The sequence below is a fragment of the Massilia sp. Masssp94 genome (genome assembly GCF_059491305.1).
In genome coordinates this window covers 1,025,977-1,052,596 of record NZ_CP168501.1, presented here as the reverse complement: position 1 = coordinate 1,052,596, position 26,620 = coordinate 1,025,977, and the positions used below count along the sequence as shown (strand labels likewise).

Genomic DNA, 26,620 nt, shown 5'->3' with positions numbered 1-26,620 from the left:
TCATGCGAGCATCCCGTCGGCATTTTGGTAACAAATTCACATGCCGAACTCGAATATTCCCGTCATTACGATTGACGGCCCGACCGCCTCGGGCAAGGGCACGGTTGCCCACAAGGTCGCCGACCGCCTGGGCTTCCACCTGCTGGATTCCGGCGCCCTGTACCGCCTGACCGCATTGTCCGCACTGCGCCGCGGCACCGACCTGCACGACGAGCACGCGCTCGCCAAGGTCGCCGAACACCTGCCCGTCCGCTTCAACGGCGGCCACATCTATCTCGGCACGGAAGAGGTGAGCAACGCCATCCGCCAGGAAGAAGTCGGCAATACCGCGTCGAAGATCGCCGCGCTGCCGGCCGTGCGCCAGGCGTTGTACGGCTTGCAACTGAGCTTCCGCGAAACGCCCGGGCTCGTGGCCGACGGCCGCGACATGGGCACGGTGATCTTTCCCGGCGCCCAGCTGAAGGTGTTCCTGACCGCAAGTGTTGAGGCACGTGCGCAACGCCGGTATAAGCAATTGATTGACAAAGGATTTTCTGCTAATATGGACGATCTGCTGGCGGATTTGCAGGCCCGCGACGCGCGCGATACCCAGCGCGCCGTGGCCCCGCTGGTGCCGGCGGAAGGGGCGCACATCCTCGATACCTCGCAGATGACGGCGGACGAAGCCGTCGAACAGGTACTGGCCTGGTACGCGCATCCCTGAACAAGAATTCGTTCCTGAAGGCGTAGGAACTGCCGTGAGAGCGGCGTTTTTTGGTGCCCGGGATGTCCCGGGTGTGGTTCAACTTGACCCAGTTCAGATCGCATATAGCCGATCTGCTGGCTAACATCTCAAAACTTATGGCTACTGCAGCAAATCAAGATACCGGTATGGAAAGCTTCGCAGCACTCTTCGAAGAGTCGCTGGCGCGTCAAGACATGCGTTCGGGCGAAGTCATCTCCGCCGAAGTCGTGCGTCTGGATCACAACTTCGTGATCGTCAACGCCGGCCTGAAATCGGAAGCTTTCATCCCCATCGAAGAATTCAAGAATGACCAGGGCGAACTGGAAGTCAACGTGGGTGACTTCGTTTCCGTGGCCATCGAATCGCTGGAAAATGGTTTCGGCGATACCATCCTGTCGCGCGACAAGGCCAAGCGCCTGGCATCGTGGCTGGCTCTGGAAAAAGCAATGGAATCGGGCGAGATCGTCACCGGTACCGTGAACGGCAAAGTCAAGGGCGGCCTGACCGTCCTGACCAACGGCATCCGCGCATTCCTGCCGGGTTCGCTGGTCGACACCCGTCCGGTCAAGGACACGACCCCGTTCGAAGGCAAGACCCTGGAATTCAAGGTCATCAAGCTGGACCGCAAGCGTAACAACGTCGTGCTGTCGCGTCGCGCCGTCATCGAAGCATCGATGGGCGAAGAGCGTGCGAAGCTGATGGAAACGCTGAAGGAAGGCACCGTCGTCACCGGCGTCGTCAAGAACATCACCGACTACGGTGCGTTCGTCGACCTGGGCGGCATCGACGGCCTGCTGCACATCACCGACCTGGCATGGCGTCGTGTGCGTCACCCGTCGGAAGTCCTGTCGGTTGGTCAAGAGATCACCGCTAAGGTCCTCAAGTACGATCAGGAAAAGAACCGCGTCTCGCTGGGCGTCAAGCAACTGGGCGACGATCCGTGGACCGGCCTGTCGCGTCGCTACCCGCAAGGCACCCGCCTGTTCGGCAAGGTCACGAACCTGACCGACTACGGTGCGTTCGTGGAAGTCGAGCAGGGCATCGAAGGCCTGGTGCACGTCTCGGAAATGGACTGGACCAACAAGAACGTGGCGCCGAACAAGGTTGTCCAGCTGGGCGACGAAGTCGAAGTCATGGTCCTGGAAATCGACGAAGAGCGTCGTCGTATCTCGCTGGGCATGAAGCAGTGCAAGGCGAATCCGTGGGACGACTTCGGCATGACCCACAAGAAGGGCGACAAGGTCAAGGGCCTGATCAAGTCGATCACCGACTTCGGCGTGTTCATCGGCCTGCCGGGCAACATCGACGGCCTGGTGCACCTGTCCGACCTGTCGTGGACCGAGCCGGGCGAAGAAGCTGTCCGCCGCTTCAAGAAGGGCGACGAGCTGGAAGCCGTCGTTCTGGCGATCGACGTCGAGCGCGAGCGTGTCTCGCTGGGCGTCAAGCAGCTGGAAGGCGACCCGTTCAACAACTTCGCTTCGCTGAACGACAAGGGCACCCTGGTCACCGGCACCGTGAAGTCGGTCGAGCCGAAAGGCGCCGTGATCGCCCTGAGCGACGAAGTCGAAGGCTACCTGCGCGCTTCGGAAATCTCGCGCGACCGCGTGGAAGATGCCGGCACCCACCTGAAAGTGGGCGACAAGGTCGAAGCCTTGGTCATCAACATCGACCGCAAGGCACGCAGCATCCAGCTGTCGATCAAGGCCAAGGACAACGCCGAGACCCAGGAAGCCATGCAGAAGCTGGCTTCGGACAACAGCGCAGCAACCGGCACCACCTCGCTGGGCGCCCTGCTGAAGGCCAAGTTCGATAACAAAGGTTAATCACCTGAGAATGAGCAGATGACCAAGTCCGAGCTGATCAACCGCCTGGCCGAGCGCTATTCTCAGCTGGTGGCAAAAGACGCCGAGTTCGCCGTCAAGACCATCCTCGATGCGATGACGGGCGCTCTCGCGAGCGGCCAGCGCATCGAGATACGGGGTTTCGGCAGCTTTGCCCTGAACAGCCGGCCGCCCCGTATCGGCCGCAACCCGAAGTCCGGCGACAAAGTGATGGTGCCCGAAAAACGGGTGCCCCACTTCAAACCGGGCAAGCAGTTGCGCGAGCGGGTGGATGCGATGGTCGGACAACCGATCATCGAAGACTGATCCGTCTGCGACAGACTCACGAAACGGCGTCCCTCGGGGCGCCGTTTTTTTTGGTGCGCCCAGCATGGGCGCACTCTTGTGGGTGGAAGTCCCGCCGCGAGCTGACCACAGCGAGCGAAGCGAAGCGCAACTGCACGAGGGCGACCGACTGTGGGGAGGAAGCGTGGAGCGAAACTGCGAGCCGATGAACAAGAATCGGATACAAGGCGCTGCCGAGCAGGGCGAGCGGGCCAAAAACCGCGAAGCTCTTGTGGTCAAGGCGAAGCGGCGTAGATCCGGCGGTTGTGCAGGGAAGGAGTGCGTTCTTACCTGGGGAGATCTCGCCTCACGCCTGAAAGGGCGACGAAAAAAAATCGGAGCGAGAAGTCAGCAGAGGCCGTAGTAGCTGAGTTTTTTTTTTTTTTCAGCGAAGGGCCGAACGAGTAGGAGTGTCCAACAACGTGTCGATGAACTGTGTACGGCATCAGATGCCCGCAAAAGCGGGGCGGGTCGCGGCAAGGCGGGGTGAAGCCCCGTCCCAAGCGTCCAGCGATGAAACACGGCTCCCGCGACAGGGACTGGAAGGCACAGGGCGAGACTTGCTCACGCAAGCGCTCGCGAGGGAGAACATGCAACGCGCGTGGAAACGCGTGAAGGCGAACAAGGGAGCCGCAGGCGCCGACGGTCTGGACATTGCCCAAACCGGACAACGCCTGAAGCACGCTTGGCCCACCATCAGGCAGCAACTGATGGAAGGCACGTACCGGCCCATGCCGGTACGGCGCGTCGGCATACCGAAGCCGGACGGGAGCGAGCGTGAACTGGGGATACCCACCGTGACCGACCGTTTGATTCAGCAGGCGCTGTTGCAGGTGCTGCAACCCCTGATCGATCCCACTTTTAGTGAACACAGCCACGGGTTCCGGCCCGGCCGTCGTGCGCGAGATGCCGTGCTTGCAGCACAGTGGTACGTGCAGCAGGGCTACCGCACCGTGGTCGACGTCGATCTGTCGAAGTTCTTCGATCGAGTCAACCACGACATTCTGATCGACCGTCTAGGGAAACGCGTGAAGGACGCCGGAATCATCCGGCTAGTGCGCGCCTACCTGAACGCGGGCATCATGAATGGCGGCGTGGTGCTCGAGCGGGGAGAAGGGACGCCGCAAGGCGGTCCGCTTTCTCCGCTACTGGCCAATGTGCTTCTCGACGAGGTGGATCGTGAGCTGGAGCGACGGGGACACCGCTTCGCCCGCTATGCCGATGACTGCAACGTGTACGTGCGCAGCCAGAAGGCAGGCGAGCGGGTGATGGCTCTGCTCAAGCGTCAATATGACAAGCTGCACTTGAAGATCAACGAATCGAAAAGTGCGGTAAGCCAGGCGTTTGGCCGCAAATTTCTCGGCTACGAGCTTTATATGACCGGAAAAGGCGAGGTAAAACGTGCGGTGTCGAAGAAGGCGCAGGAGGCGTTTCGGCAAAAGATCAGAGAACTCACCCGCCGGTCCGGCGGACGCAGCATCATGCAGGTGATTGAAAGCCTGCGCTCTTATGTGCTGGGATGGAAAGGCTACTTCGGTCTGGCGCAAACCCCAAAGGTCCTAAACAGGCTGGATGAATGGATGCGGCACCGGATGCGAGCACTTCACCTCAAGCACTGGAAGCGAGGGACGACGATCTACCGTGAACTGCTGAAGCTAGGGGCAAAACCGAACGTTGCACTGCTGGTGGCAAGAAACAGCCGTCGCTGGTGGCATAACAGCAAGTTTGCCTTGAACAATGCGCTAACGATTGCCTACTTCGACCGTCTTGGCATGCCACGCCTCACCTAACCTCAACTACTCGAACCGCCCGGTGCGGACCCGCACGCCGGGTGGTGTGGCAGGGGACCGGCCAGACAACTGGCCGCCCCTATGCCGATCTCAAATTCGGGGGCAGAGCACATTCCCGCAAAAATTCGGGGTCAGAGCACTTTTTCGATCAATTTACTGATGAACAATCGCAACGCACGGGCGTCGCGCGCATCAGCAACCACAGACGATAGTTGCTACCGGACTCACGAGAAATTTGCTGCAGAGATAATGACCTGAAAAGTGCTCTGACCCCGAATCTCCCGAAAAATGAGCTCTGACCCCGAATCGTGCAACCCACGTATAATCACGCCGCACGCGAGCAACGGCCGGGCCGGCCGTTCTAGGAATATTGTTTCAAATATGCGACACTGCGCCTTTGCCGTCTTACCTCTCGGGACCTGCTGATGAAACTCGTCTCCACCATCGTCGGATGCCTGCTGTTCGTCCTGTTCTTCAGTTTTGCCCTGAAGAACACGCATCAGGTCGACCTGCATTTCTTCCTGAATTACGAGGTGCGGGGACCGCTGGTGCTGATGCTGCTCGCGTTTTTCATCGCCGGCGCCTTCCTCGGCATCCTGGCCGTGACGCCGACCGTGTTCCGGCACCGCCGCGAAAGCTCGCAGCACAAGCACACGATCCAGGCCCTGCAGAGCGCGGCCGGTACCGCTGCCAATGCGCCGCAGCCGGACAGCGTCGCGCCGCGCGCCTGACCGTAACTCAGTCATCAATAAGAACAACATATGGAATTTGAAATCTGGTGGCTGCTCGGCATCCCCGTCTTTTTTGCCCTCGGCTGGATCGCCGCCCGCGTCGACATCAAGCAGCTCGTCTCCGAATCGCGCAGCCTCCCGCGCGGCTATTTCAAGGGCCTGAATTTCCTCCTCAACGAACAGCCGGACAAGGCCATCGACGCGTTCATCGAGATCGTCAAGCTCGATCCCGAAACGGCCGACATGCACTTTGCGCTGGGTAATTTGTTCCGCCGCCGCGGCGAGACGGAGCGCGCGATCCGCGTCCACCAGAACCTGCTGTCGCGTCCCGACCTGCCGATCGAGCAGCAGGTGCACGCGCAGTACGAACTCGGCATGGACTACCTGAAGGCCGGTCTGCTGGACCGCGCCGAAGAGACGTTCAACCTGCTCGTCGACACGCAGTACGGCGTGCAGGCCCGCCGCGCGCTGCTGGAGATCTTCCAGCGCGAAAAGGAATGGCGCCGTGCGATCGCCGCCGCGGAAGGCCTGATGGAATCCGGCGCCGGCGCGCACCACAAGGAAATCGCGCAGTTCTATTGCGAGCTGGCGCAGGACGCCCTCGTGCACATGCAGTCCGAGGAAGCGAAGGCGCTGCTGGACAAGGCGCTGCAGGCCGACCGCAAGAACGTGCGCGCGACGATGCTGTGCGGCGATGCGCTCAAGGCCGAAGGCGACATCGAGGGCGCGCTGAAGACGTGGCGCCGCGTGGAGCAGCAAAGCGTGCCGCACGTGGCCCTCGTCGCCGCGCGCCTGATGGATGGCTACCGCACCGTCGGCCGCCCGCAGGAAGGCGTCAACCTGCTGCGCTCGTACCTGGAAGAAGCGTCGTCGATTGATCTGATCGAGGTCGTCTTCAAGGCCGTCATTGAACTCAACGGCGTGGAGGCTGCCAAACAGCTGGTGGTGGAAGAGCTGCGCCGCAATCCGACCCTGCTCGGTCTCGACAAGCTGCTGGAAGCGCGCCTGATGGATGCGCCGGCGAACGTATGGGAAGAGCTGTCGATGGTGAAGAACCTGGTGCACGGGTACACGCAGAAGCTGGCGCGCTACCAGTGCAGCCATTGTGGTTTCAAGGCGCGCCAGTATTACTGGCAATGCCCGGGGTGCAGCAAGTGGGAGACTTACCCGCCGCGCCGCACCGAAGAACTGAACGTGATGAACTAAGCTAAAGCGAACCATGAAGATTACGATTATCGGCACCGGCTACGTCGGCCTCGTGACCGGCGCCTGCCTGGCGGAACTCGGCAACGACGTCTTTTGCCTCGACGTCGACCAACGCAAGATCGACCTGCTGAACAACGGCGGCATCCCGATCCACGAGCCGGGCCTGGAAGAAGTCGTCGCGCGCAACCGCGCCAGCGGCCGCCTGCAGTTCTCGACCGACGTCGCCGCCAGCGTCGCGCATGGCCAGCTCCAGTTCATCGCCGTCGGCACCCCGCCGGACGAAGACGGTTCCGCCGACCTGCAGTACGTGCTGGCCGCCGCGCGCAACATCGGCCGCCACATGGACGGCTACAAGGTCATCGTCGACAAGTCCACGGTGCCCGTCGGCACGGCCGACCGCGTCGCCGCCGCCCTGCGCGAAGAGCTGCGTGCGCGTGGTGAAGAAAGCATGGAATTCGCCGTCGTGTCGAACCCGGAATTCCTGAAGGAAGGCGCCGCCGTCGACGACTTCATGCGCCCGGACCGCATCGTCATCGGCCACGACGACAGCCCCGCGGGCCAGCGCGCGCGCGACCTCATGAAGCTGCTGTACGCCCCGTTCAACCGCAACCACGAACGCGTCTACTGGATGGACGTGCGCTCGGCCGAGTTCACGAAGTACGCGGCCAACGCGATGCTCGCGACGCGCATCTCGTTCATGAACGAACTGGCCAACCTCGCCGACCAGGTGGGCGCCGACATCGAAGCCGTCCGCCACGGCATCGGCTCCGACCCGCGCATCGGCCACAGCTTCCTGTACGCGGGCGCCGGCTACGGCGGCTCGTGCTTCCCGAAAGACGTGCAGGCGCTCGAGCGCACCGCGCGCCAGTACGACCAGGAACTCTTGATCCTGCGCGCCGTGGAAGCCGTCAACGACCGCCAGAAGCAGGTGCTGGGCCGCAAGGTCGTGCAGCGCTTCGGCGACGACCTTGCGGGCATGACCTTCGCCGTCTGGGGCCTCGCATTCAAGCCGAACACGGACGACATGCGCGAAGCGCCGTCGCGCGTGCTGCTGAAGGAATTGATCGAGCGGGGCGCCAGCGTCGCCGTGCACGATCCGGTCGCGATGGAAGAAGCGCAGCGCGTGCTGGCGCTGGACCTCTCCGAAGCGCAACTCGCGCGCGTCGACTTCAAGAAGACGCCGATGGAAGCGCTGGACGGCGCCGAAGCCCTGGTGATCGTCACCGAATGGAAGGCGTTCCGCAGCCCGGACTTCGAGCAGATCAAGGCGCGCCTGAAGCACCCGGTGATCATCGACGGCCGCAACCTGTTCGAGCCGCCGCTGATGACGGGCCTGGGCATCGAGTACCACGGCATCGGCCGTTCGGTCCTGACGGGCAAGTGAGGCACGCATGACCGCTACGATCCCCAGCCGCCTGCTGCCGACCGACAGCTACCGCCAGGCCGAAGCGCCCCAACTGGAGAGCGTGCGCCTGCTCGTCGTCGGCGACGTCATGCTCGACCGCTACTGGTTCGGCGACGTCTCGCGCATTTCGCCGGAAGCGCCGGTGCCCGTCGTGCGCATCGAGCGCCGCGAGGAGCGCCTGGGCGGCGCCGCCAACGTGGCGCGCAACGCCGCGGCCCTCGGCACGCACTGCGGCCTGCTGGGCGTCGTCGGTGCCGACGAGGCGGGCGACCACGTCGAACGCATCCTGCGCGAATCGAGCATCCACAGCTACCTGAAGCGCGACGAGGCGATCTCCACGATCATCAAGCTGCGCGTGATCGGCCGCCAGCAGCAGATGGTGCGCATCGACTTCGAGGACGCGCCCACCGAAACGATCCTGCGCGACAAGCTCACGCAATTCAAGGCGCTGCTGCCGGACTACGACGTGATCGTCCTGTCCGACTACAACAAGGGCAGTCTCGTGGATGTGGCCGAGATGATCCGCGCCGCGCGCGCGGCCGGCAAGACCGTCATGGTCGACCCCAAGGGCGACGATTTCACGCCGTACGCGGGCGCCACGATGCTCACGCCGAACAAGTCGGAACTCAAGCGCATCGTCGGCAGCTGGAAGACGGAAGAGCAGCTGACGGAAAAGGCCCAGAAGCTGCGCACGGACCTCGGCCTGGAAACGCTGCTGCTCACGCGCTCGGAAGAGGGCATGAGCCTGTACACGGCGAACGAGGTCCTGCACGTGCAAGCGGACGCGCGCGAGGTGTTCGACGTCTCCGGCGCCGGCGACACCGTCATCGCGACGATGGCCGCCATGCTGGGTGCCGGCGTATCGCTGCCGGAAGCGCTGGCGACGGCGAACCGCGCGGGCGGCATCGTCGTCGGCAAGCTGGGTACGGCGACCGTCACGCGCGACGAGCTGTTCGCGCAACGCCGCAAGGACGACGGCCACGCGTGATTGCGTGGTCGCAAACCAGGGCGTCAACCCACCGCCGTATTCATCCGTTAAGGCAACAGGCGGCCATCCCCGGCCGCCAACCAAGCCAACGATAACGGAGAAAACGAGATGATCAAGAAGCTGATGCTTGCAGTCGCCACGCTGGTGGCGTCGATGGGCTTTGCATTCGCCCAGGTGGACGTCAACAAGGCCGATGCCGCCGCGCTGGATTCGGTCAAGGGCGTCGGTCCGGCCATGTCGAAGGCAATCATCGACGAGCGCACCAAGGCCGGTCCGTTCAAGGACTGGGCCGATTTCCAGAAGCGCGTGAAGGGTGTGGCCGACAAGCGCGCCGCCCAGCTGTCGAAGGCCGGCCTGCAGGTCAATGGCCAGGCCAGGGACGGCGCGCCGATGGCCGCCGCACCGGCTGACAAGACCGCCAAGCCCGCCAAAGCCGGCGCCAAGCCGGCCGACGCGAAGGCCAGGCCGGAAGCCAAACCCGAGGCCGCCAAATCGGCGACCTGATCCGGCTCCTGCCGCATGAGAACCCCGCCCCGCGCGGGGTTTTTGTCTTTGTACAAAAGTATTTCGCTTGCCGGTCCCATACGCGCCCCGTCAACTCGGATTAGAATGTCGGTTTCGCGTTCGCAAAAGAGTAGGCAATGGCATACAAGACCATCGAAGACACGATCGGTAATACCCCGCTGGTGCAGCTGGTGCGCATCCCCGGGCCGGAAGCGGCGGCCCGCAACAACGTCATCCTCGGCAAACTGGAAGGCAACAACCCGGCGGGTTCCGTGAAGGACCGCGCGGCGATGTCGATGCTGCGCGGGGCCGAGGCACGCGGCCAGATCAAGCCCGGCGACACGCTGATCGAGGCGACGAGCGGCAACACGGGCATCGCGCTGTCGATGGCGGCCGCGATCCGCGGCTACAAGATGGTGCTGGTCATGCCGGACAACCTGTCCATCGAGCGCCGCCAGAGCATGGCCGCGTACGGCGCCCAGATCATCCTGACGCCCAAGACGGGCGGCATGGAATACGCGCGCGACCTGGCCGAGCAGATGCAGAAAGATGGCCAGGGCATCATCCTCGACCAGTTCGGCAACCAGGACAACCCGCGCGCCCATTACGAGACGACGGGTCCGGAGATCTGGCGCGACACGGAAGGCCGCGTCACCCACTTCGTCAGTGCGATGGGCACGACCGGCACCATCATGGGCGTGTCGCACTACCTGAAGGAACGGAACGAAGCGATCCGCATCATCGGCGCGCAGCCGGAGGAGGGATCGTCGATCCCGGGCATCCGCAAATGGCCGGAAGCCTATATGCCGAAGATCTTCGATAAATCGCGCATCGACCAGGTCGAGAATGTGACCCAGGCCGCGGCGGAACAGATGGCACGCCGCCTGGCGGCCGAAGAGGGTATTTTCTGCGGTATTTCCGCGGCCGGCGCCTGCGAAATCGCCTTGCGTATCTCGCAAACGGTGGAGAATGCGACGATCGTGTTCATCGTCTGCGACCGCGGTGATCGTTATCTGTCGACGGGTGTGTTCCCCGCCTGATTGCTTGCTTGCCCGGCGCGGGTTCCCGGCGCTGGGTCTTCCCCATCCCGCATCCGCTGCGGGGAAATACTATCCCTGACCCGGCAATTCGATCATTCGGGAGGCCGGCAGAGTCGGGCGGTGCGGCGGCATCAATGGCCGCCGTCCGGTCCGGTGCGTGCCATTATTACTCGCTGCCGCCTGCGTTGCCGTCCTTGTCTTTCGGCTTGAACTGCTTGTCGCTGATGCGGAACTTGGCACGACGGTCGCCCATCAGGTAGCGCAGGTCACGGATCGACAGATCGGAGACTTCGTGCATGCGGATCAGCAGCGAAGCGCCGACCGGCAGACGGTGGTGGCGGATTTTCGAGATCACCGGCGGCGCAACTTCCAGGGCGCGCGACAGTGCGGCGTCGTTCTTCAGGCGCAGGTTCTCGATCAGGGTGTCGAGCAGGCGATTCGGGTTGTATTGCAGCAGTTCGTCGTTTTCCGAATCGCTGTTCATATCGATACCGACTTGGTTCGTCATGATTCACTATTCCTATGAGGGTTTGTCAGAGCTCGCGGCGGAACTTCCACTCCTGTAAGGATATGAAAGTTTCTACTAAATTATACAACTAATTTCCAATTTAGTACTTAAGAGCAATAAGGATCAGTGGCTTTCGTTGAGTTCGTTGTCCCATCGCAACAATAGCCGCAATGCAATTCTCTCACAAACTCACTGAGGACATCATTGTTTTTTATTTAAACTTAAGTGTAGAGCAATTAACGATGCGCTGCCGCACAATTAGGAATTGAGTAGTGGAATGACAACTTGAGAGGGGGTATCGGGGAGGATGCTAAGTTTCTCAGGAGAACTGTCTAGAAGAAATAAGCATACCCCCGGGGAGTATAAGGTTGTCACGACTGCATGACTCAGCCGTATTTATGACAATCCTGTTACAAACTGATACAAAGTTGTTGGTTGGAGGACACTAGATTCCGCGCGCCAACCGCACCGCACGGCCTAATTCGATCACGGACATGGCATAGAAATAACTGCGATTGTATTTAGTGATAGCAAAAAAGTTAGCGTTCGCTACCCAATACTCCGTCGGGTCCGCCCCGTTTTGTAAATCGACGAGGCCGTACAGGCGGCCGTCCGGCAGGGCCGTGCGCGTCGCGACGCCGGCACCGTCCAGCTCGCCCGGGCGGTAGCGCGCTTCCAGTCCGCCGAGCAGCCCTTGCCAGGCGAGGCTGGGCGCCACGTCAGCGGGGAACACGGCCGGCCCCGTGTTGTTGCGATCCCAGCCGTGCTCGACGAGGAAGTTGGCCACGCTGCCGATCGCATCGGCGGCCGAGCCGCGCAGGTCGACGATGCCGTCGCCGTCGAAGTCCACGCCATATTTCAGGATATTGCCTGGCATGAATTGCGGCATGCCGACGGCGCCGGCAAACGAGCCCAGCAGCGAGAACGGGTCGATGTTTTCCTTGTGCGCGAGCAGCAGCGTGTGTTCCAGCTCGCTGCGGAAGAACGCCATGCGGTTGGCGCGGTTCGGCGCTTCCGGATAGGCGAAGGCGAGGGTGGTCAGCACGTCGACGACGCGGAAGCGGCCCGTGTCGCGGCCATAGATCGTTTCCACGCCGAGGATGCCGACGATGATCTCGGCCGGCACGCCATACGTCGCCTCCGCGCGGGAGAGGAGGTCGGCGTTCTCGTTCCAGAAGCGCACGCCCGCGTTGATGCGGATCGGCTCGATGAAGCGGTCGCTGTACGCCTGCCAGTTCTTCGGCTTGCCGGGCGGCGCCGGTTTTACGAGCTGGACCGCGGAATCGATGAAGCGTGCGCGTTTGATCACATCCTCGATCTGCGCGCGCTCGAAACCGTTGCGGGCGACGATGTCGTCCTCGAAATCGCGCACGGCCTGCCAGTCGCTGAAATTGACGGCCTCGCCGTCGTAATCGATGGCGGGGCGGGCGGGGGCTTTCGCCTTCTTGCCGGCCTTTCGCCCCGCCTTGGCGGCCTTGGCGGCCTTGGCGGCCTTGGCGGCCTTGGCCGTCTTGGCCGTGGTCTTGGTGTGATGGAGCGAGGATGCGGCGAGGGCATCCGCCGCCGGCCCGGCGCCGATGGCCAGGGCAAGCAGCAGGGAAGCGAAGGATTTCATCGAACTCGGGACAGCAAATCTCTCAGGATGGGAACGAGGCCGGTGCCCGGACTCTGCGGTCCGTAGCGGTAAGCGCTGTAGCGGCGCAGGAATTCCGTCGCGGCCGCGCCAGTCTCGGGAGCCAGGTCGGCGGCGGCGAGGCGCTGCGCGTACGCGGTCGGCCCTTCGTCCGGCGCACGCGGCACGCCAAGCTGGCCGAGGCGCTGGCACAGGAGCGAGTATAGCGCATCGACGGGGTCGGCTTTCCGCCTCTGCGAGAATTTTTTTACCAGGAACAACATGACGCAGAGCATGGTAACGAGTGCCAGGCTTTGCCAATGGGACAATCCTTCTTGTAAGCGTTGCACGAGATGCCGCTGGCGTTGCGGCGTGTAATTCAGCACCCACTGGTTCCAGCCGTTGTTGACGGCGCCGAACATGTACCGGATGCGGCCGGGGAGCGAATCCGGATCGGGCTGCAGCAGCCGGCCCAGGCCTTCGAGGCCGAACGGCGCCGGTGGCGGCAGCGCGCGCGCCAGGCTGCGCTGGACGCGCTCCGGCGCCACGGCGGCCGTCGGGTCGATACGTACCCAGCCGCGCCGCGGCAGCCACACCTCGGCCCACGCATGCGCGTCCGATTGGCGCACGGTGAGGTAGCCGTCGATCGGGTTCATCTCGCCGCCCTGGTAGCCCGTGACGACGCGCGCCGGCACGCCCGCCGAGCGCATCAGGAACACGAAGGCGCCCGCGTAATGCTCGCAGAAGCCGGCGCGCGTGCCGTACAGGAAATCGTCGATCGAGTCGCGGCCGGGCAGCAGCGGCGGCTGCAGCGTGTAGACGAAACCGCCTTCCGCAAACAGGCGCAGCACGGCCGCCACGCGGCGCGCCGGATCCGGCTCGGACGCCAGCGCCTGGCCGGCCGCGCGCGTGCGCGGATTCAGGCCGTAGGGCAGCATCAGCCATTGCCCGTCGACGGGCGACGCATCCGTCTGCAGGCTGTAGTGCACGAAGGAGACGAGGTCGTAGCGCACGCGCTCGCCGATCGGGTCGAGCGACCGGAATTCCAGTTCGCCGGACAGCGTCACGCCATGCCCCGGCAGCTCGGGGATGGCGCGCGGCATCTCGAGGGCGAACAGCCAGCGCGTGTTCGACGGTTCCAGCGTGACCTGGTAGCCGACCGGCGTACCGCCCACGGACAGCGACAGCGCCTGCGTGCGCGTGTGGCGGGACGGGCGCACGCGCGTCCAGGTGCGGCCGTCGTAGCTACCCAGCACGGGGCCGCGCCAGTACAGTTGCGGCTGCGCGGGCACGGGGCCGTCGAATTTCACGCGGAACGCGACGTCTTCCGACTGCGCCAGGTTCGACATCTGGCCGGGCGCCATCGTGTCGGACAGGCCGCTCTGCGCGCTGTGCGACGCGTCCGGCATGCCCCACAGCGGTCCTTCGACGCGCGGGAACAGGACGAACGCGGCGCCCGCCAGCGGCAGCGCCAGCCCGAGCAGTTTCGCGCCCATCCACAGGCGCGTGCGCAGCGGGGGCACGGCGCCCGTCAGCTGGAACGACAACTGCGTGGCCAGCAGCGCGACGAGCGAGGCCAGCATCAGCAGGGCCGTCGGGATCGTCTGCGAATAAAAGAAATTGGTGAGCACCAGGAAGTAGCACAGGAACACGACGACGAACAGGTCGCGCCGCGCATGCATCTCCAGCATCTTGAAGGCGACGAGCAGGACGAGCATGGCGACGCCCGCATCGCGTCCCAGCAGGGTGTGATAGCTCTGCAGCACGCCGAACATCGCGGCCGCCGCGATCGGCACGAGGAGCAAGTTCGACGGCATGCGCCGGCCCAGCAGGGTGACCGCGGCGCGCCAGGCCAGCGTGGCGCCGCACAGCAGGCTCACCCACACGGGCAGGTGGGCCGCGTGCGGTGCCAGCACGAGCAGGCTGCTGGCGATCAGCAGCAACGTATCCTGCTTGTCCCGTGACAGGAGCAGCTTCACGCCGGCTCCTCCGGCAAGCCGTACAGCGCCAGCGCGCGCAGGCACGCCGCCTGGTGCGCCGTGCCGAGCGCCACGGGGTAACGGATGCGGCCGAGGATAAAGCCATAGGGCAGGGCGCGCTGCTCCGCTTCCAGCACCCAGCGGGCCATGCGCGCGAGGCGCAGCTCGACGTCGAGGTGGGCGGGCAGCGTGTCGAAGTCGAGCACGAGCTCGTCGACCGTGCCGCCCTCGAAATGTTTGGTGACGAGCTGGCCGCCCAGTTCCGGATCGAGGCGCGCGATCTGGCGCCACGCGAGGTGCCGCAGCGGGTCGCCCGGCTGGTAGCTGCGCACGCCGGCGAAATCATCGCTGCCCGTGCTGCCCGCGCCGTCGGGGCTGGGACGGCCCAGCATCGGCAGCGGCGGCGCGTCCTGCTCGGGGAACGGGTAGACGAGGGCGCGGCTGTCCGGCTGCCACCAGCTCCACGCGCGGAACAGGCCGAGCGGGAAGTGCGTGGTCAGGCGCACGCGCGGCGGACGCATCCACCCGCGCGTGCGCGTGGCCGTGCGCAGCACGAGCGCCGTGCTGCCGCCGGCCGGCACGTCGATGGCCTGCCGCGGTTCGGGCACGTGCTCGAAATCGATCCAGACGGCGTAGCGGGCCAGGCGCGTCGGGTTCTCGACGCGCAGTTCGAACGGCGCGTCCTCGCCCGCATGCACGTCCGGTGCGCGGCCGGGGCTGAGCACGAGGCCGGCCAGGTTGCGCGTCGTCTGCACCATGTCGACGATGGCGCAGGCGCCGGCGACGAACGTGAGGCCGAATCCGAGGCCCAGGTTGTAGTTGATCGAACCGATCAGGAGGACGAGCAGCAGCGCGCAAAACGCGAGGCCCGCGCGCGTGGGCAGGATGTAGACGCGCCGCTGGTTCAGCAGCACGCTGCCCGTGTCGCGGGCCGTCGTCTTCGTGCGCCACTGGGCGCGCTTGCGGTTCAGCCAGCCATCGGGTCGTGCCATCGCTGGATCGGCTGTCGGGGGCATCAGACCGGGACCGATTTCTGCAACTGCAGAACGAGGTCGCGGCTGGCCATCGCCACGCCCTGCGCGGAACGCAGCGGCCGCAACCGGTGCGCGCATACGGGCACGAGCAGGGCCTGCACGTCTTCCGGGATCACGTGGTCGCGGCCTTCCAGCGCGGCCCACGCGCGCGCGGCCTGCAGCAGCGCGAGCGCGGCGCGCGGCGACAGGCCTTCCGCGAACAGCTTGCCGGAGCGCGATGCCAGCGCGAGCGCCTGCAGGTAGTCGATGAGCTTGTCGGAGGCGTGGATCGCGCGCAGCGAGCGCTGGGCGTCGAGCAGATCTTCCGGCCGCATCACGGGCTCGATGGTTTTCAGCATCGCGCGCCGGTCCTCGCCCATCAGCAGGGCGCGCTCGGCGGCGGCGTCCGGATAACCGAGCGACAGGCACATCAGGAAGCGGTCGAGCTGGGATTCCGGCAGGGGGAACGTGCCGACCTGGTGCGCGGGATTCTGCGTCGCGATGACGAAGAAGGGTTCCGGCAGCGCGCGGGTGACGCCGTCCGCCGTGACCTGCCGCTCTTCCATCGCTTCCAGCAGGCCCGACTGCGTCTTGGGCGTGGCGCGGTTGATCTCGTCCGCGAGCAGCACCTGGGTGAAGATCGGACCGGGGTGGAAGACGAAGCCGTTCTTTTCGCGCTCGTAGACGGAGATGCCGGCGACGTCGGCCGGCAGCAGGTCGCTCGTGAACTGGACGCGGTTGAACTTCAGGCCCAGCGCCAGCGCGAGCGCATGGGCGAGGGTCGTCTTGCCAACGCCGGGCACGTCGTCGATGAGCAGGTGGCCGCCGGCCAGCAGGCAGGTCAACGCGAGGCGGACCTGCTGGTCCTTGCCGACCACGATCTGGTTGACCTGGCGGGCGGCGGCGTGCAATTGATTGAACATGGATGGCTTCCGATGGTCGTTCCGGGCGGCGGGGCACCCGGGCGTGGTAGATTAACGCTGTTAGCAATCCTGATATGCCTGCGGTTGCCTTTCGCATCGATTCTATGCGAGAACGGAGGGACTTGCGGTATCGATGAGCATCAACCAGGAATCATGAGTACAGCCATTTACAGCCACCCGGACTGCACCTTGCACCAGATGGGCAGCTGGCATCCCGAAGCCCCCGAGCGCCTGCGTGCCATCGAGGACCAGCTGATCCTCGCGCGCCTGGAGGGGCTCGTCGAGCAGGTGAGCGCCCCGCTGGCCGACGAAGCCGACATCCTGCGCAACCACACGCAGGGTGCGCTCGACCTCGTGCGCGACAACCTGCCGCAGGCAGCAGGCGAGTTCTATCCGCTCGACGGCGACACCCTGCTGTGCAAGGACAGCTACCGCGCCGCCCTGCGCGCGGCCGGCGCCGCCGTGGCCGCGACGGATGCCGTCATCGCCGGCACCGTCGACAATGCCTTCTGCGCCGTCCGCCCGCCGGGCCATCACGCGCGGCCGACGGAGCCCATGGGCTTCTGCCTCTTCAACAACGTGGCCATCGCCGCGCGCCGCGCGCTCGACGTGCATGGGCTGGAGCGCGTCGCCATCGTCGACTTCGACGTCCACCACGGCAACGGCACGGCGGAGTCGTTCAAGGACGACCCGCGCGTATTGATGGCCAGCTTCTTCCAGCATCCGTTCTATCCGTACACGGAGCCGGAACCGATCACGCCGACCTGCGTCAACGTCCCGGTCCCCGCGTACTCGGGCGGCGACGTCGTGCGCAAGCTCGTCGCCGAACAATGGCTGCCCGCGCTGCACGCGTTCCGCCCGCAGATGATCTTCATCTCGGCCGGCTTCGACGCCCACAAGGAAGACGACATGGGCGGCATGGCCCTCGTCGAGGCGGATTACGCGTGGATCACGCACCAGGTCGCCGACATCGCCCACCGGTACGCGGGCGGGCGCATCGTCAGCTGCCTCGAGGGCGGCTACGCGCTGTCGGCGCTGGGACGCAGTGTCGTGGCCCACGTCAAGGCCCTCGCGGAACTCGACTGAAGCGCCGTCGACAGGAGGGCAGTCGACCCGGACGGCCCTGCGGCACCGTCCTGGCTGTCGTCGATTTGCGTGGACTAGGGTAAAATAGTCGGTTGCACGCAAATTTTTGAAGGTAGAGCATGTCGATTCAATGGTTCCCGGGCCACATGGCCGCCGCCCGCAAGCAGGCCGCGGAGCAGATGGAAAACACCGATGTGGTCATCGAGGTCCTGGATGCCCGCCTGCCGCAGGCGAGCAGCAACCCGATGGTCGAAGAGTTGCGCAAGTTCCGCCAGCGTCCCTGCCTGAAGGTGCTGAACAAGACCGACCTCGCCGACCCCGCCGCCACCGCGGCCTGGGCCGCGTGGTATGACGCCCAGGAGGGCGTGACCGCGTACCCGATGACGACCAAGAAGCCGTCGGACGTGGCGCGGATCCCCGACCTGTGCAAGGCGCTGGCCCCGCACCGCGGCGTGCCGACGAAGCCGCTGCGCATCATGATCATGGGCATCCCGAACGTGGGCAAGTCCACCTTGATGAACGCGCTGCTGAAAAAGCGCGTGGCCAAGGTCGGCGACGAACCGGCCGTCACGAAGTCCCAGCAAAAGCTCTACCTGGACAAGTTCACGGTGCTGGTCGACACCCCGGGCATGCTGTGGCCGAAGATCGCGATGGAAAGCGACGGCCTGATGCTGGCCGCCAGCCACGCGATCGGCACGAACGCCGTCATCGAGGAAGAAGTGGCGGAATACCTGGGCGGCCTGCTGCTGCAGCGCTATCCGCAACTGTTGACGGCGCGCTACGGCATCAAGACGGACGGGCTGGACGGCTTCGGCGTGATCGAAGGCGTCGCCCAGCGCCGCGCGTTCCGCGTGCGCGGCGGCGACTACGACTACGAAAAGGCGGCCCACGTGCTGCTGCAGGATTACCGCCAGGGCGCGCTGGGCCGCATCAGCCTGGAAACCCCGCAGACCCGCGCCGAGGCGCTGGAGCGTCACCGCATCGAGATGGAAGAAAAGGCGCGCATCGCGGCCGAGAAGGCGGCGCGCAAGGCGGAAGAGGCGGCGCGCGGGAAGCGCGGGTCTTAGTGAGTGTAGACAAAATCGTCTACACCTTGTTAGGGCGCCTGACAAAAAGATGAGTGGGGCGGCTTTCGACCTGGGACAATCGCTGGTGACGAGGGGCAAGCTATTCACTGCGCGGCGCTGGCTCGGACGACAAGTAGCGCATAAACTCAGTGAGTGAAAGCCGGGCCTCGTTGGCTCCAGGATCGAAATTCAGCTCGTCTTCGATCAGGACGGTATCGCTGACGAAATCAAGGGTAATATCAAAGCGGTTGAAATTGAAATAAGTTTGCTCCCGCGCGGGATTTGATTCGCGCTCACGTACCGCTTCCAGAATAAGCCCGCGAACATAAGGTGTCGCCTCCTCCTTGGCGAACTGCTCAAGTAATGAAGCCATCAGGTCACCTTTCGTCTGCCAGGTCGTGAGGGAGGAACGAAATACGTTAATGAAGATCGACTTGCGTTCTTAAAATCGAGTGCTGGCAACCGGTGCCGGTTCGACGCCGGCTCCGGGCACCATCATGCGGCGTTCGCCCCGCCAAACCTGAAACTCGACACCGTCAACGCCCCAAAGAAACTCTCCTCGTGATACACGCACGCGGCCGCCTCCTGCTCGGCCGCGCCCAGCGCCACCCATAGCGGCACGAGGTGATCCTCGCGCGGATGCGCCATGCGCGCATACGGCGCCTCGCTCCAGTGCAGCAGCGCCTGCTCGCGGTCCGCGGGCGATAATTCCAGCAGCACGTGCTGCAGCCACGTATCGAACGCGTTCGACGCCAGCGCGCCGCCCGGGCCGAACTGGCGCAGGTTGTGGAACGACAGGCCGCTGCCGAGGATCAGCACGCCCTCGTCGCGCAGCGGGGCCAGCGCGCGGCCGGCCGCCAGGTGCACGGCCGGGTCGTAGCCGTGGCGGATCGACAGCTGCACGACCGGCATGTCGGCCTCGGGATAGATCGGCGCGAGCATCGAGAACGTGCCGTGGTCGAAGCCGCGCTCCGCATCCAGGCGGGCAGGCTGGCCGGCATCGTTCAGCAGTTGCGCGACGCGCGCTGCCAGCTGCGGTTCGCCCGGCGCCGGATAGCGGATCTGGTACGTGTGCGGCGGGAAACCGCCGTAGTCGTAGATCATGCCGGGGGCCGTGCCGGACGATACCGTGAAGTCGTCCGTCTCCCAGTGGCTCGTCACGACGAGCACGGCCTTCGGACGCACGCCGATCTGCCGCTTGATGTCGACCAGCGACGCTTCCAGCTCGGCATACGTGGGACCGTACTGGTCCTTCATCCACGGCCACGGGCCGCCTCCGTGCGAGACGAAATAGGTGGGCAGGCGGGTCATGGCAGGTTCCTTCGGGCGGCAATCGAAGCGTTCATGGTAGCCGATCCGCGCCGCCCGCGTGGATCAGCGCAGCAGCGCCACCAGCGCGAACAGGCGCGCCATCCGCATCCACCCGAGCACGAGCACGACGAGCTGGGCCAGCACGACGGCGCCGATGGTGCCGGCCATCCCCAGCGCGGGCACGTGCACGCGCGCGAACGCGAGCACGGCCGCGAGCGCGAGACCGGCCGCGGTGATGCCGAGCCAGGTGCCCAGCAGCGCCAGCGGCCGGCGTGCCAGCTGCCCGCAGCCGCGCCACCACGCGCCGATGGCGGACGTCCGGCGGCGGTCGGCGGCAAGCATGGCGCGGCCGATGTCGACGGTCGCGTGGGCCAGCACGAGCAGCACGACGGTCGCGAGCGTGGCCAGGTGCGCGGCGCGTTCGGCGTCGGTTTCCAGCCGCGCCGTCTCGGCGATCTGGCCGGCCAGATGGTGGGCCGAGCTGCCGATCAGTCCCGCCACGCCGAGCGGGACGACCGACCACGCGAGCATGCGTGCGAGGCGCGGGTAACACTGCGCGCCGGCGGTCAGCAACGCGCCCGACGCCAGCGGTTCCGGCGCGCGCGCGGCGGCGAGCGCCATGCCGGCCAGCAGCGGCGACAGCAGCAACGTCAGCACCAGCGCGACGAGGCTGCCCGCGCCCAGCGCCGGCGCGTACTGGTCGCGCGCGGCGTGCAGGATGTCGGCGTACGCGATCATGTCGAGGCGTTCCGCCAAACGTCCCGCGTACACCGAGTGATCGAGGCCGGCGGCCAGCAGCTCCCACACCGGCAGCGCGGCGACGACGGTCGGCAGCAGCAGGAGCACGGCCCACCACAGCAGCAAGCGCCATTGCAGCGCGGCGCGCGCCGCGTGCAGTACGCCATGCGGGCCGGCCGCGCGCGGCGCGAGCGAAGGGGGCGTGAGCGTTTCGGTCGTCATAAGGTGGCGATCAGGGCAAGGAGGTAGTTGACGACCGCCGCGAACTCGAAGCCCCAGCGGTGCGAGGCGCGCGCATCCGGTGCGAGCGTGCGGCTGTCATCGAGCTTGTTCACGTCCAGGTAGTGCAGGCGCTGCGGATCGAGTTCGGCGGAGACGGCCTTCGCCGGCTTCGTCCAGGTGAACTTGTGCCACCGTTCGTCGGCATCCCAGCGCGCGGTCTCGGTGCTGCCGTCGGCGAATTTCACGACGAGCGTCTGCGGCACGGGCGCGCCGTGGCGGCGGACCGTGACATCGGTGCGGTACGGGTACGGCCCGGTGCCGTCCGGATGCGTCTTGCGCCAGGCCGCGCGCGCCGCGTCGATGCGCTTGTCGAGGGCGGACTGGCTGGCGTGCGCGCCGGGGAGCGGCACCAGTTCCGTGCTCGTGAGGTCGGCGATGCCGTCGTCGACGCGGGAGACGGCGTAGACCTGGCGCTCGAACGCGTCCTCGATGACGGCGCGCTGGCCCGTCACCTCGGCGAGCGTTGCGCGCAGGTCGGCGGTGCCCGGGTGGCGGAATTTCCAGCGCCGGTAGTATTCCTTGAACGCGCGCTCCATCGGTGCGCGGCCGATGCGCGCTTCCAGGTCGCGCATCAGGATCGCCGTGCGCGTGTAGACGGGGCCGATGTCCTGCAGGCGGTGCCACGCGTTGGCGCCGGGCGGGTCGGCCGGGTCGTGGCGCGGCGTCGCGGTGCGTTCGGCGTCGAAGGTCGGATAGCCCGGCGCGAAGCCGAGGCGGGCGAGCAGCGGCGTCGCGATGTACGCGAGCTGGCCCTGGTCGCGCATCATGCGGTTGTCCCAGTATTCGTTGAGGCCTTCGTCCAGCAGCGGTTCCTCGAATTCGTTCGACGCGAGCAGGCCGTAGAAATAGCCGTGGCCGAATTCGTGGATCGTGACGAAGGCGAGGGCGAACTGGTTCGCGGTGCGCGGCTCGACGGTCCGGTAGGCCTCGGCCGTGAAGAACGTCGGGTATTCCATGCCGCCCGCTTCCTCCGCGTTGTAGGGCGGGATCACGATGGTCAGCGTCCGGTACGGGTACGGACCCAGCGTGTTCGAGAAGTACGTCAGCGATTCTTTTGCCGCCTTCAGCGCGGGCGCCGCGCTGGCGGCGAATTCGGGCGGGTACAGCACGGTCACCGTCACGGTCGGGCTGCCCGGGCCGGTCCACGTGTCGACGAGCGGCCTGGCTGTCTGGTTGTCCGCCGTCCAGGCGAAGTCGTGGACGTCGCCCTGCACGAAGCGCCACGTGCGCATGCCGTCCTTGTCGACGGGGGCGCCTTGCGGTTCGCCCGTCGCGCCCACCGTGTAGCCGCGCGGGACGGTGAGCTTCACGTCGTAGCTGCCGAAGTCCGCATAGAACTCGGAATTCAGGTGGTACTCGTGCACGTTCCAGCGCGGGGACGTCGCCCCCCGTTCGCCCGGCAGTTCCAGCACGCCGATCTTCGGGAACCACTGCGCGACGAGGTGGAACGTGCCGAAGTAGCCGGCGCGGGCGACGACGCGCGGCAATTGCGTGACGAAGTCGATGTCGAGCGTCGTCGATGCGCCCGGCGCCACGGCCTGCGGCAGGTCGAAGCGCACGACCGTATGGTCCGTCGCCGGGCCGTTGTCCGGATGGACGAACGTCCACGGCACGTTGGCGCCGCCTTGCGCGACGCGGCGCAGGGCGATGTGGCCCCACGCATCCTTGATGTCGACGCCGGAGCGGAAGGTGCCGTCGCGCTCGCGCCGCTCGGTGAAATACGTGCTGCCCGCACTCTCGAACGCGTTCATGTACAGGTGCAGGTAGACCCTGCTGACGGCGACGTTGCTGCGGTTGCGCCACGTGAGCCGCTCGCGTCCCGTGACCGTGTGTTTGACCGGGTCGAGCGTGGCGGCGATGTCGTAATGGACGACGCGGTCCGACAGCGTGGGTTCGCGGCCCGTGCGCGGCCCGCCCCAGCCATCCGGGCTGCTGGGCACGCGCACGGCGGCGGCATCCGGCGGGGCGAGGGCGATGCCGTCGGATGCAGGTGCGGCGAACACCGCGCCCGCCAGCAGCAGCACCGCGGCGAGGGCGAGGTGAAATCGGAAACGAGGAAGCATGCGGGATCCCGGGCGTGGCTGTTATTTTTGTGCCTACACTATACAGGTTATAATCTCGGGGTTCTGGTGCCCGCACGCGCGTCTGCGCGTGCAGTTAAACGGGAAACACGAAGCGGCGTCGCCTACGGCGGCGTGCCAACGTGTGCTGCCCCCGCAACGGTAAACAAGCGTCGCCGCATGGCGACAGGCCGCCCCGACAGCCACTGTGCTTGCATAGGAAGGTGGGACGGTCCGTCTTGGAGCCCGGAGACCGGCCAGACAGGGGAAGCCGGCGTTACGCCGCGCTTTTGTGTACGCCGGCGTGCGGGGACGCTTGCCGGCGCCAAACGAACACTGAACATCCAATGCATACTGCCGCCTCCACCCGCGGCGCGCCGGCTATCAAGCCGCTCGCGCTGGCCTGCGCCATCGTCCTGTCCTTCTCCACCGGCGCCGTGCGCGCCCAGGACGGCAACCCATCGACCGTCGTCATCACCGGTGCCCGTTTCCCGAGCGTGGAAACCCTGCGTCCGATCGGCGCCACCGTCATCACGCAGGACGACATCCGCCGCGCCGGCGTCAACGACGTCAATAGCGCGATCCGCAAGATCGGCGGCGTGTTCGGCCGCCAGAGCCTGGACTCCTCGCCCGACTTCGCGCTCGACCTGCGCGGCTTCGGCACCAACAGCGCGCAGAACATGGTGATCATGGTCGACGGCGTGCGCCTGAACGAGAACGAGCTGGCGAACACCGTGCTGTCGACGATCCCGATCGACACGGTCGAACGCATCGAGATCGCCCGCGGCGGCGGCAGCGTGCTGTATGGCGAAGGCGCCACCGGCGGCATCATCCAGATCACGACGCGCCGCAACGTGGCCGGTGGCCTGCACGGTTCCGTGTTTGCCGAAGGCGGCTCGTTCCACGAGCACGACGTGCGCGCGCAGCTGTCGCAGACGGCGGGCAACGTCAGCGCCGACATCGCCGTCGCGCGCCAGGGTTCGAATAACTACCGCCGCAACAGCGATTTCGACCAGACGACCGCCTCGCTCAACGTACAGACCCGCTTCGCGGGCGGCCGCGCCGGCATCCACGTCGAAAGCGCGCGCCAGGACTCGCGCCTTCCCGGCGCGCTGTCGCTGGCCCAGTTCGACGCGGACCCGCGCCTGGCCGCGACGCCGAACGACTTCGGCTCGCTGAACACGGACCGCGCGAACGTCTTCGCCGAATACCGCCTGGGCGCCGTCGACCTGGCGGCCGACCTGTCGCACCGCGAGCGCAACGTGCGCTCGAACTACCTGTCCTTCGGCTCGAACAATGCGTACGACGGCCGCCAGGACCAGTTCTCGCCGCGCGCCCGCTGGCTGTCCGACGTCGGCGGCATGCTCAATGAACTGGTGGGCGGGGTGGACCTCACGCGCTGGAAGCGCAAGACGACGGCCTCGTTCTCGAGCGCCGACGCGAGCCAGTCGTCGAAAGCCGTGTACCTGCGCGACGAGCTGCGCTTCGATCCGGCCCACGACGGCCGCATCGCCCTGGGCGCGCGCCACGAGAACTTCGACAAGAACGTCGTGGACGTCGTGGGCGGCGTCGCGCCGGAAGACCGTTCGCAATCGCAGAACGCGTGGGAAGCGCAGGCCAGCTACCGCGTGCACCCGCTCGTCGAGGTGTACGCGAAGGCGGGACAAAGCTATCGCGTGGCCAACGTCGACGAGAACGGCTACCGTGCAAGCAGAGACATCCTGAAGGCGCAGACGTCGCACGACCTGGAACTCGGTACGACCCTGCGCCACGCGCCGGGCGACGACAGCCGCACGTTGACGGCGCGCGTATTCCGCCATCGCCTGGACAACGAGATTTTTTATGATCCGACGCTGAACGGCGGCTGGGGTGCGAACACGAACCTCGATCCGACCGAGCGCAAGGGCTTCGAGATCGACGCCGAGGCGGCGCTGGCCGCAGGCTGGCGTGCGAGTGCGCACCTGCAGCATGTAATCGCGCACTTCACGGATGGCCCGAACACCGGCCGCGAACTGGCGCTCGTGCCGAAGAACGTCGTGACGGCGCGCCTGGCATGGGTGCCGGCCAACGGCCAGTCGGCCGACGTGGGCGTGCAATGGGTCGACCGCCAGCGCTACGGCGGCGACTTCAGCAACACCTGCGGCGCGCGGATCCCGTCTTACACGACGCTCGACGCGCGCTACAGCATCAAGGTGGGCGCATGGGACGTCGCCGCGACGGGGCTGAACCTGGCGGACCGTCGTTACTTCAGCAATGCATTCTCGTGCAAGGGCGGCATCTACCCGAGCGATGGACGTCAACTGAAATTGTCGGCCCGGTACGACTTCTGACAAACCGGGGTCAGAGCCCGCTCTGACCCCGGTGTTGGTTACGACGGTAACCAATTGCAAGAAATAAGCCCTGGCTAAGGTTCGCGACCGAAAAAGTGGTAATCTCGCGTCGTTTGCTTAACCAACCCTAGAAGGAAAACTATGCGTTCCCTGCGTTTTGCCCTGCTCGCCACCGTCCTCGCCGCCAGCACCGCGTTCGCGTCGCCGACCGACCCGAAGAGCGGTGTCGAGTACGTGACGCTCGCTCAGCCGCAACCGGTGCAGGCCACGGGTAAAAAAGTCGAGGTGATCGAGTTCTTCATGTACCACTGCCCGCACTGCAACGCGCTGGAACCGCAGCTCGAACAGTGGGTCAAAAAGCAGGGCGACAACATCGTGTTCAAGCGCGTCCACCTGCCGTCGTCGGGCCCGAACGATCCGGAAGCACACCTGCGCCTGACGCTGGAAGCGCTGGGCAAGGCCGAAGAGTTCCAGCCGAAGGTCTTCAAGGCCTGGCACGTGGATCGCCTGCGCCTGAACACGGACGCGGCCATCATCGACTGGGCCTCGAAGAATGGTCTCGACCGTAACAAGTTCCTGGACGCGTGGAACTCGTTCGGCGTGACGACCAAGCTGCGCCGCCTGCCGCAGATCACCAGCGACTACAAGGTCGACAGCGTGCCGACCATCATCATCGACGGCAAGTACCAGACGTCGCCGGCATTGGTCTACAATTCGGTCAAGACCCAGAACGAGCCGGCCCTGTTCGGAGCCACGCTGCAAGTAATGGATGCCCTGGTCGCGAAAGCCGCCAAGTCGAAATAAAAAGGTAGAAACAGCGCAATGAGTGATGCCGAAGGCAAGATCCTGAAGATGTACGACAAGTCCAAGCCGGACGAGGAGCATCTGTTCGATTCGAGTAACTGGAATCACGCGGCCTGGATCCTCGTGATCGTGCTCGCAGGTCTTGCATTCTGGCTCGCCATTGCGCTCGTGAACGCCGAAAACCAGCGCAATGCGCTGGTGACGAATCAATGCGCGGACCCCGTGTTCAAGGGCGAGATCGACCGGCAATGCTTGCTGACCGTGCATTCGCGCGAGCACTGGTGGGACCACCTGTTCTACGCGATGCGCCACGTGAAGCCGGAACGCCCGGCGCCGGCCGGACGTCGATAATTC

General features: G+C 65.5%; 24 protein-coding genes and 1 riboswitch. Of the genes, 15 read left to right on the top strand and 9 right to left on the bottom strand.

What is annotated here, in order from left to right:
* Positions 1 to 40 precede the first annotated feature (40 nt).
* The 10 genes from cmk (at position 41) to cysM (ending at position 10,553) form a co-directional block, all read left to right on the top strand.
* Entirely contained in the window at positions 41 to 703 is a 663-nt protein-coding gene (gene cmk, locus ACEN9G_RS04490; protein ID WP_413339432.1) for a (d)CMP kinase, read from the top strand.
* Positions 704 to 870: 167 nt separating this feature from the next.
* Entirely contained in the window at positions 871 to 2,547 is a 1,677-nt protein-coding gene (gene rpsA / locus ACEN9G_RS04485) for a 30S ribosomal protein S1 (protein WP_495605528.1), read from the top strand.
* An 18-nt stretch (positions 2,548 to 2,565) separates the two neighbouring features.
* Entirely contained in the window at positions 2,566 to 2,871 is a 306-nt protein-coding gene (locus ACEN9G_RS04480) for an integration host factor subunit beta (protein ID WP_056450593.1), read from the top strand.
* A 446-nt stretch (positions 2,872 to 3,317) separates the two neighbouring features.
* The gene (gene ltrA / locus ACEN9G_RS04475; RefSeq protein ID WP_413345805.1) at positions 3,318 to 4,679 is read left to right on the top strand and encodes a group II intron reverse transcriptase/maturase; all 1,362 of its coding nucleotides are present in this window, start codon (positions 3,318 to 3,320) and stop codon (positions 4,677 to 4,679) included.
* 425 nt (positions 4,680 to 5,104) lie between these two features.
* Positions 5,105 to 5,410: a LapA family protein gene (locus tag ACEN9G_RS04470; protein WP_056129565.1), complete on the top strand. Its 306-nt coding sequence runs from the start codon at positions 5,105 to 5,107 to the stop codon at positions 5,408 to 5,410.
* Between the two features lie 30 nt (positions 5,411 to 5,440).
* Positions 5,441 to 6,616, top strand: coding sequence for a lipopolysaccharide assembly protein LapB (gene lapB, locus ACEN9G_RS04465; RefSeq protein ID WP_413344619.1), 1,176 nt, complete (start codon positions 5,441 to 5,443; stop codon positions 6,614 to 6,616).
* A gap of 13 nt (positions 6,617 to 6,629) precedes the next feature.
* Positions 6,630 to 8,000, top strand: coding sequence for a UDP-glucose dehydrogenase family protein (locus ACEN9G_RS04460; protein WP_413344618.1), 1,371 nt, complete (start codon positions 6,630 to 6,632; stop codon positions 7,998 to 8,000).
* 7 nt (positions 8,001 to 8,007) lie between these two features.
* The gene (rfaE1, locus tag ACEN9G_RS04455) at positions 8,008 to 9,009 is read left to right on the top strand and encodes a D-glycero-beta-D-manno-heptose-7-phosphate kinase (protein ID WP_483126430.1); all 1,002 of its coding nucleotides are present in this window, start codon (positions 8,008 to 8,010) and stop codon (positions 9,007 to 9,009) included.
* Positions 9,010 to 9,117: 108 nt separating this feature from the next.
* Entirely contained in the window at positions 9,118 to 9,513 is a 396-nt protein-coding gene (locus ACEN9G_RS04450) for a ComEA family DNA-binding protein (RefSeq protein WP_413343971.1), read from the top strand.
* A 137-nt stretch (positions 9,514 to 9,650) separates the two neighbouring features.
* Entirely contained in the window at positions 9,651 to 10,553 is a 903-nt protein-coding gene (gene cysM, locus ACEN9G_RS04445; protein WP_413343973.1) for a cysteine synthase CysM, read from the top strand.
* A 166-nt stretch (positions 10,554 to 10,719) separates the two neighbouring features.
* On the opposite strand, the gene ACEN9G_RS04440 is transcribed toward cysM, so the two are convergent.
* The 5 genes from ACEN9G_RS04440 to ACEN9G_RS04420 form a co-directional block, all read right to left on the bottom strand.
* Positions 10,720 to 11,061: a hypothetical protein gene (locus ACEN9G_RS04440; protein ID WP_082577546.1), complete on the bottom strand. Its 342-nt coding sequence runs from the start codon at positions 11,059 to 11,061 to the stop codon at positions 10,720 to 10,722.
* Between the two features lie 445 nt (positions 11,062 to 11,506).
* Positions 11,507 to 12,676, bottom strand: coding sequence for a lytic murein transglycosylase B (gene mltB, locus ACEN9G_RS04435; RefSeq protein WP_413343975.1), 1,170 nt, complete (start codon positions 12,674 to 12,676; stop codon positions 11,507 to 11,509).
* The gene (locus ACEN9G_RS04430) at positions 12,673 to 14,652 is read right to left on the bottom strand and encodes a transglutaminase TgpA family protein (protein ID WP_483126429.1); all 1,980 of its coding nucleotides are present in this window, start codon (positions 14,650 to 14,652) and stop codon (positions 12,673 to 12,675) included. Before ACEN9G_RS04430 ends, mltB begins: the two co-directional genes overlap by 4 nt.
* Positions 14,649 to 15,644, bottom strand: a complete 996-nt coding sequence (locus ACEN9G_RS04425) for a DUF58 domain-containing protein (protein ID WP_483126428.1) — start codon at positions 15,642 to 15,644, stop codon at positions 14,649 to 14,651. The genes ACEN9G_RS04430 and ACEN9G_RS04425 overlap by 4 nt, the downstream gene beginning before the upstream one ends.
* A 23-nt stretch (positions 15,645 to 15,667) precedes the next feature.
* Positions 15,668 to 16,588: an AAA family ATPase gene (locus tag ACEN9G_RS04420; protein WP_483126427.1), complete on the bottom strand. Its 921-nt coding sequence runs from the start codon at positions 16,586 to 16,588 to the stop codon at positions 15,668 to 15,670.
* A 153-nt stretch (positions 16,589 to 16,741) separates the two neighbouring features.
* On the opposite strand from ACEN9G_RS04420, the gene ACEN9G_RS04415 reads away from it, so the two are divergent.
* Together ACEN9G_RS04415 and ylqF are read left to right on the top strand one after the other, a co-directional pair.
* The gene (locus tag ACEN9G_RS04415; RefSeq protein ID WP_483126426.1) at positions 16,742 to 17,674 is read left to right on the top strand and encodes a histone deacetylase family protein; all 933 of its coding nucleotides are present in this window, start codon (positions 16,742 to 16,744) and stop codon (positions 17,672 to 17,674) included.
* 146 nt (positions 17,675 to 17,820) lie between these two features.
* Positions 17,821 to 18,741 carry a ribosome biogenesis GTPase YlqF gene (ylqF, locus tag ACEN9G_RS04410; RefSeq protein ID WP_495605550.1) on the top strand — a complete coding sequence of 307 codons (921 nt, stop codon included), beginning with the start codon at positions 17,821 to 17,823 and terminating at the stop codon, positions 18,739 to 18,741.
* Positions 18,742 to 18,841: 100 nt separating this feature from the next.
* Here the strand turns inward: ylqF and ACEN9G_RS04405 are convergent, their stop codons facing one another.
* From ACEN9G_RS04405 to ACEN9G_RS04390, 4 genes are all read right to left on the bottom strand, one after another.
* Positions 18,842 to 19,114 carry a hypothetical protein gene (locus ACEN9G_RS04405; RefSeq protein WP_413344118.1) on the bottom strand — a complete coding sequence of 91 codons (273 nt, stop codon included), beginning with the start codon at positions 19,112 to 19,114 and terminating at the stop codon, positions 18,842 to 18,844.
* Positions 19,115 to 19,236: 122 nt separating this feature from the next.
* The gene (locus ACEN9G_RS04400; protein WP_483126425.1) at positions 19,237 to 20,052 is read right to left on the bottom strand and encodes a DODA-type extradiol aromatic ring-opening family dioxygenase; all 816 of its coding nucleotides are present in this window, start codon (positions 20,050 to 20,052) and stop codon (positions 19,237 to 19,239) included.
* Between the two features lie 63 nt (positions 20,053 to 20,115).
* Positions 20,116 to 21,012 (bottom strand): hypothetical protein, encoded by an 897-nt coding sequence (locus ACEN9G_RS04395; RefSeq protein WP_483126424.1) that lies wholly within the window; start codon positions 21,010 to 21,012, stop codon positions 20,116 to 20,118.
* On the bottom strand, positions 21,009 to 23,135 hold the full coding sequence (locus ACEN9G_RS04390; RefSeq protein ID WP_413339664.1) for a M1 family metallopeptidase: 2,127 nt from the start codon (positions 23,133 to 23,135) through the stop codon (positions 21,009 to 21,011). Before ACEN9G_RS04390 ends, ACEN9G_RS04395 begins: the two co-directional genes overlap by 4 nt.
* Before the next feature lie 47 nt (positions 23,136 to 23,182).
* A riboswitch (cobalamin riboswitch) is annotated at positions 23,183 to 23,408 on the top strand.
* A 71-nt stretch (positions 23,409 to 23,479) separates the two neighbouring features.
* Between ACEN9G_RS04390 and ACEN9G_RS04385 the strand changes: the two genes are divergently transcribed.
* From ACEN9G_RS04385 to ACEN9G_RS04375, 3 genes are all read left to right on the top strand, one after another.
* Positions 23,480 to 25,462 (top strand): TonB-dependent receptor, encoded by a 1,983-nt coding sequence (locus tag ACEN9G_RS04385; RefSeq protein ID WP_483126423.1) that lies wholly within the window; start codon positions 23,480 to 23,482, stop codon positions 25,460 to 25,462.
* A gap of 141 nt (positions 25,463 to 25,603) precedes the next feature.
* Positions 25,604 to 26,266, top strand: coding sequence for a thiol:disulfide interchange protein DsbA/DsbL (locus ACEN9G_RS04380; RefSeq protein WP_056126979.1), 663 nt, complete (start codon positions 25,604 to 25,606; stop codon positions 26,264 to 26,266).
* 18 nt (positions 26,267 to 26,284) lie between these two features.
* The gene (locus ACEN9G_RS04375) at positions 26,285 to 26,617 is read left to right on the top strand and encodes a hypothetical protein (RefSeq protein ID WP_413339668.1); all 333 of its coding nucleotides are present in this window, start codon (positions 26,285 to 26,287) and stop codon (positions 26,615 to 26,617) included.
* Positions 26,618 to 26,620: the final 3 nt, after the last annotated feature.

What these genes read in the sequence shown, in the direction of transcription:
- cmk (WP_413339432.1), top strand. Translation starts at nt 41, where the DNA reads ATGCCGAACTCGAATATTCCCGTCATTACGATTGACGGCCCGACCGCC.
- rpsA (WP_495605528.1), top strand. Translation starts at nt 871, where the DNA reads ATGGAAAGCTTCGCAGCACTCTTCGAAGAGTCGCTGGCGCGTCAAGAC.
- ACEN9G_RS04480 (WP_056450593.1), top strand. Translation starts at nt 2,566, where the DNA reads ATGACCAAGTCCGAGCTGATCAACCGCCTGGCCGAGCGCTATTCTCAG.
- ltrA (WP_413345805.1), top strand. Translation starts at nt 3,318, where the DNA reads ATGAACTGTGTACGGCATCAGATGCCCGCAAAAGCGGGGCGGGTCGCG.
- ACEN9G_RS04470 (WP_056129565.1), top strand. Translation starts at nt 5,105, where the DNA reads ATGAAACTCGTCTCCACCATCGTCGGATGCCTGCTGTTCGTCCTGTTC.
- lapB (WP_413344619.1), top strand. Translation starts at nt 5,441, where the DNA reads ATGGAATTTGAAATCTGGTGGCTGCTCGGCATCCCCGTCTTTTTTGCC.
- ACEN9G_RS04460 (WP_413344618.1), top strand. Translation starts at nt 6,630, where the DNA reads ATGAAGATTACGATTATCGGCACCGGCTACGTCGGCCTCGTGACCGGC.
- rfaE1 (WP_483126430.1), top strand. Translation starts at nt 8,008, where the DNA reads ATGACCGCTACGATCCCCAGCCGCCTGCTGCCGACCGACAGCTACCGC.
- ACEN9G_RS04450 (WP_413343971.1), top strand. Translation starts at nt 9,118, where the DNA reads ATGATCAAGAAGCTGATGCTTGCAGTCGCCACGCTGGTGGCGTCGATG.
- cysM (WP_413343973.1), top strand. Translation starts at nt 9,651, where the DNA reads ATGGCATACAAGACCATCGAAGACACGATCGGTAATACCCCGCTGGTG.
- ACEN9G_RS04440 (WP_082577546.1), bottom strand. Translation starts at nt 11,061, where the DNA reads ATGACGAACCAAGTCGGTATCGATATGAACAGCGATTCGGAAAACGAC.
- mltB (WP_413343975.1), bottom strand. Translation starts at nt 12,676, where the DNA reads ATGAAATCCTTCGCTTCCCTGCTGCTTGCCCTGGCCATCGGCGCCGGG.
- ACEN9G_RS04425 (WP_483126428.1), bottom strand. Translation starts at nt 15,644, where the DNA reads ATGGCACGACCCGATGGCTGGCTGAACCGCAAGCGCGCCCAGTGGCGC.
- ACEN9G_RS04420 (WP_483126427.1), bottom strand. Translation starts at nt 16,588, where the DNA reads ATGTTCAATCAATTGCACGCCGCCGCCCGCCAGGTCAACCAGATCGTG.
- ACEN9G_RS04415 (WP_483126426.1), top strand. Translation starts at nt 16,742, where the DNA reads ATGAGTACAGCCATTTACAGCCACCCGGACTGCACCTTGCACCAGATG.
- ylqF (WP_495605550.1), top strand. Translation starts at nt 17,821, where the DNA reads ATGGCCGCCGCCCGCAAGCAGGCCGCGGAGCAGATGGAAAACACCGAT.
- ACEN9G_RS04405 (WP_413344118.1), bottom strand. Translation starts at nt 19,114, where the DNA reads ATGGCTTCATTACTTGAGCAGTTCGCCAAGGAGGAGGCGACACCTTAT.
- ACEN9G_RS04400 (WP_483126425.1), bottom strand. Translation starts at nt 20,052, where the DNA reads ATGACCCGCCTGCCCACCTATTTCGTCTCGCACGGAGGCGGCCCGTGG.
- ACEN9G_RS04395 (WP_483126424.1), bottom strand. Translation starts at nt 21,012, where the DNA reads ATGACGACCGAAACGCTCACGCCCCCTTCGCTCGCGCCGCGCGCGGCC.
- ACEN9G_RS04390 (WP_413339664.1), bottom strand. Translation starts at nt 23,135, where the DNA reads ATGCTTCCTCGTTTCCGATTTCACCTCGCCCTCGCCGCGGTGCTGCTG.
- ACEN9G_RS04385 (WP_483126423.1), top strand. Translation starts at nt 23,480, where the DNA reads ATGCATACTGCCGCCTCCACCCGCGGCGCGCCGGCTATCAAGCCGCTC.
- ACEN9G_RS04380 (WP_056126979.1), top strand. Translation starts at nt 25,604, where the DNA reads ATGCGTTCCCTGCGTTTTGCCCTGCTCGCCACCGTCCTCGCCGCCAGC.
- ACEN9G_RS04375 (WP_413339668.1), top strand. Translation starts at nt 26,285, where the DNA reads ATGAGTGATGCCGAAGGCAAGATCCTGAAGATGTACGACAAGTCCAAG.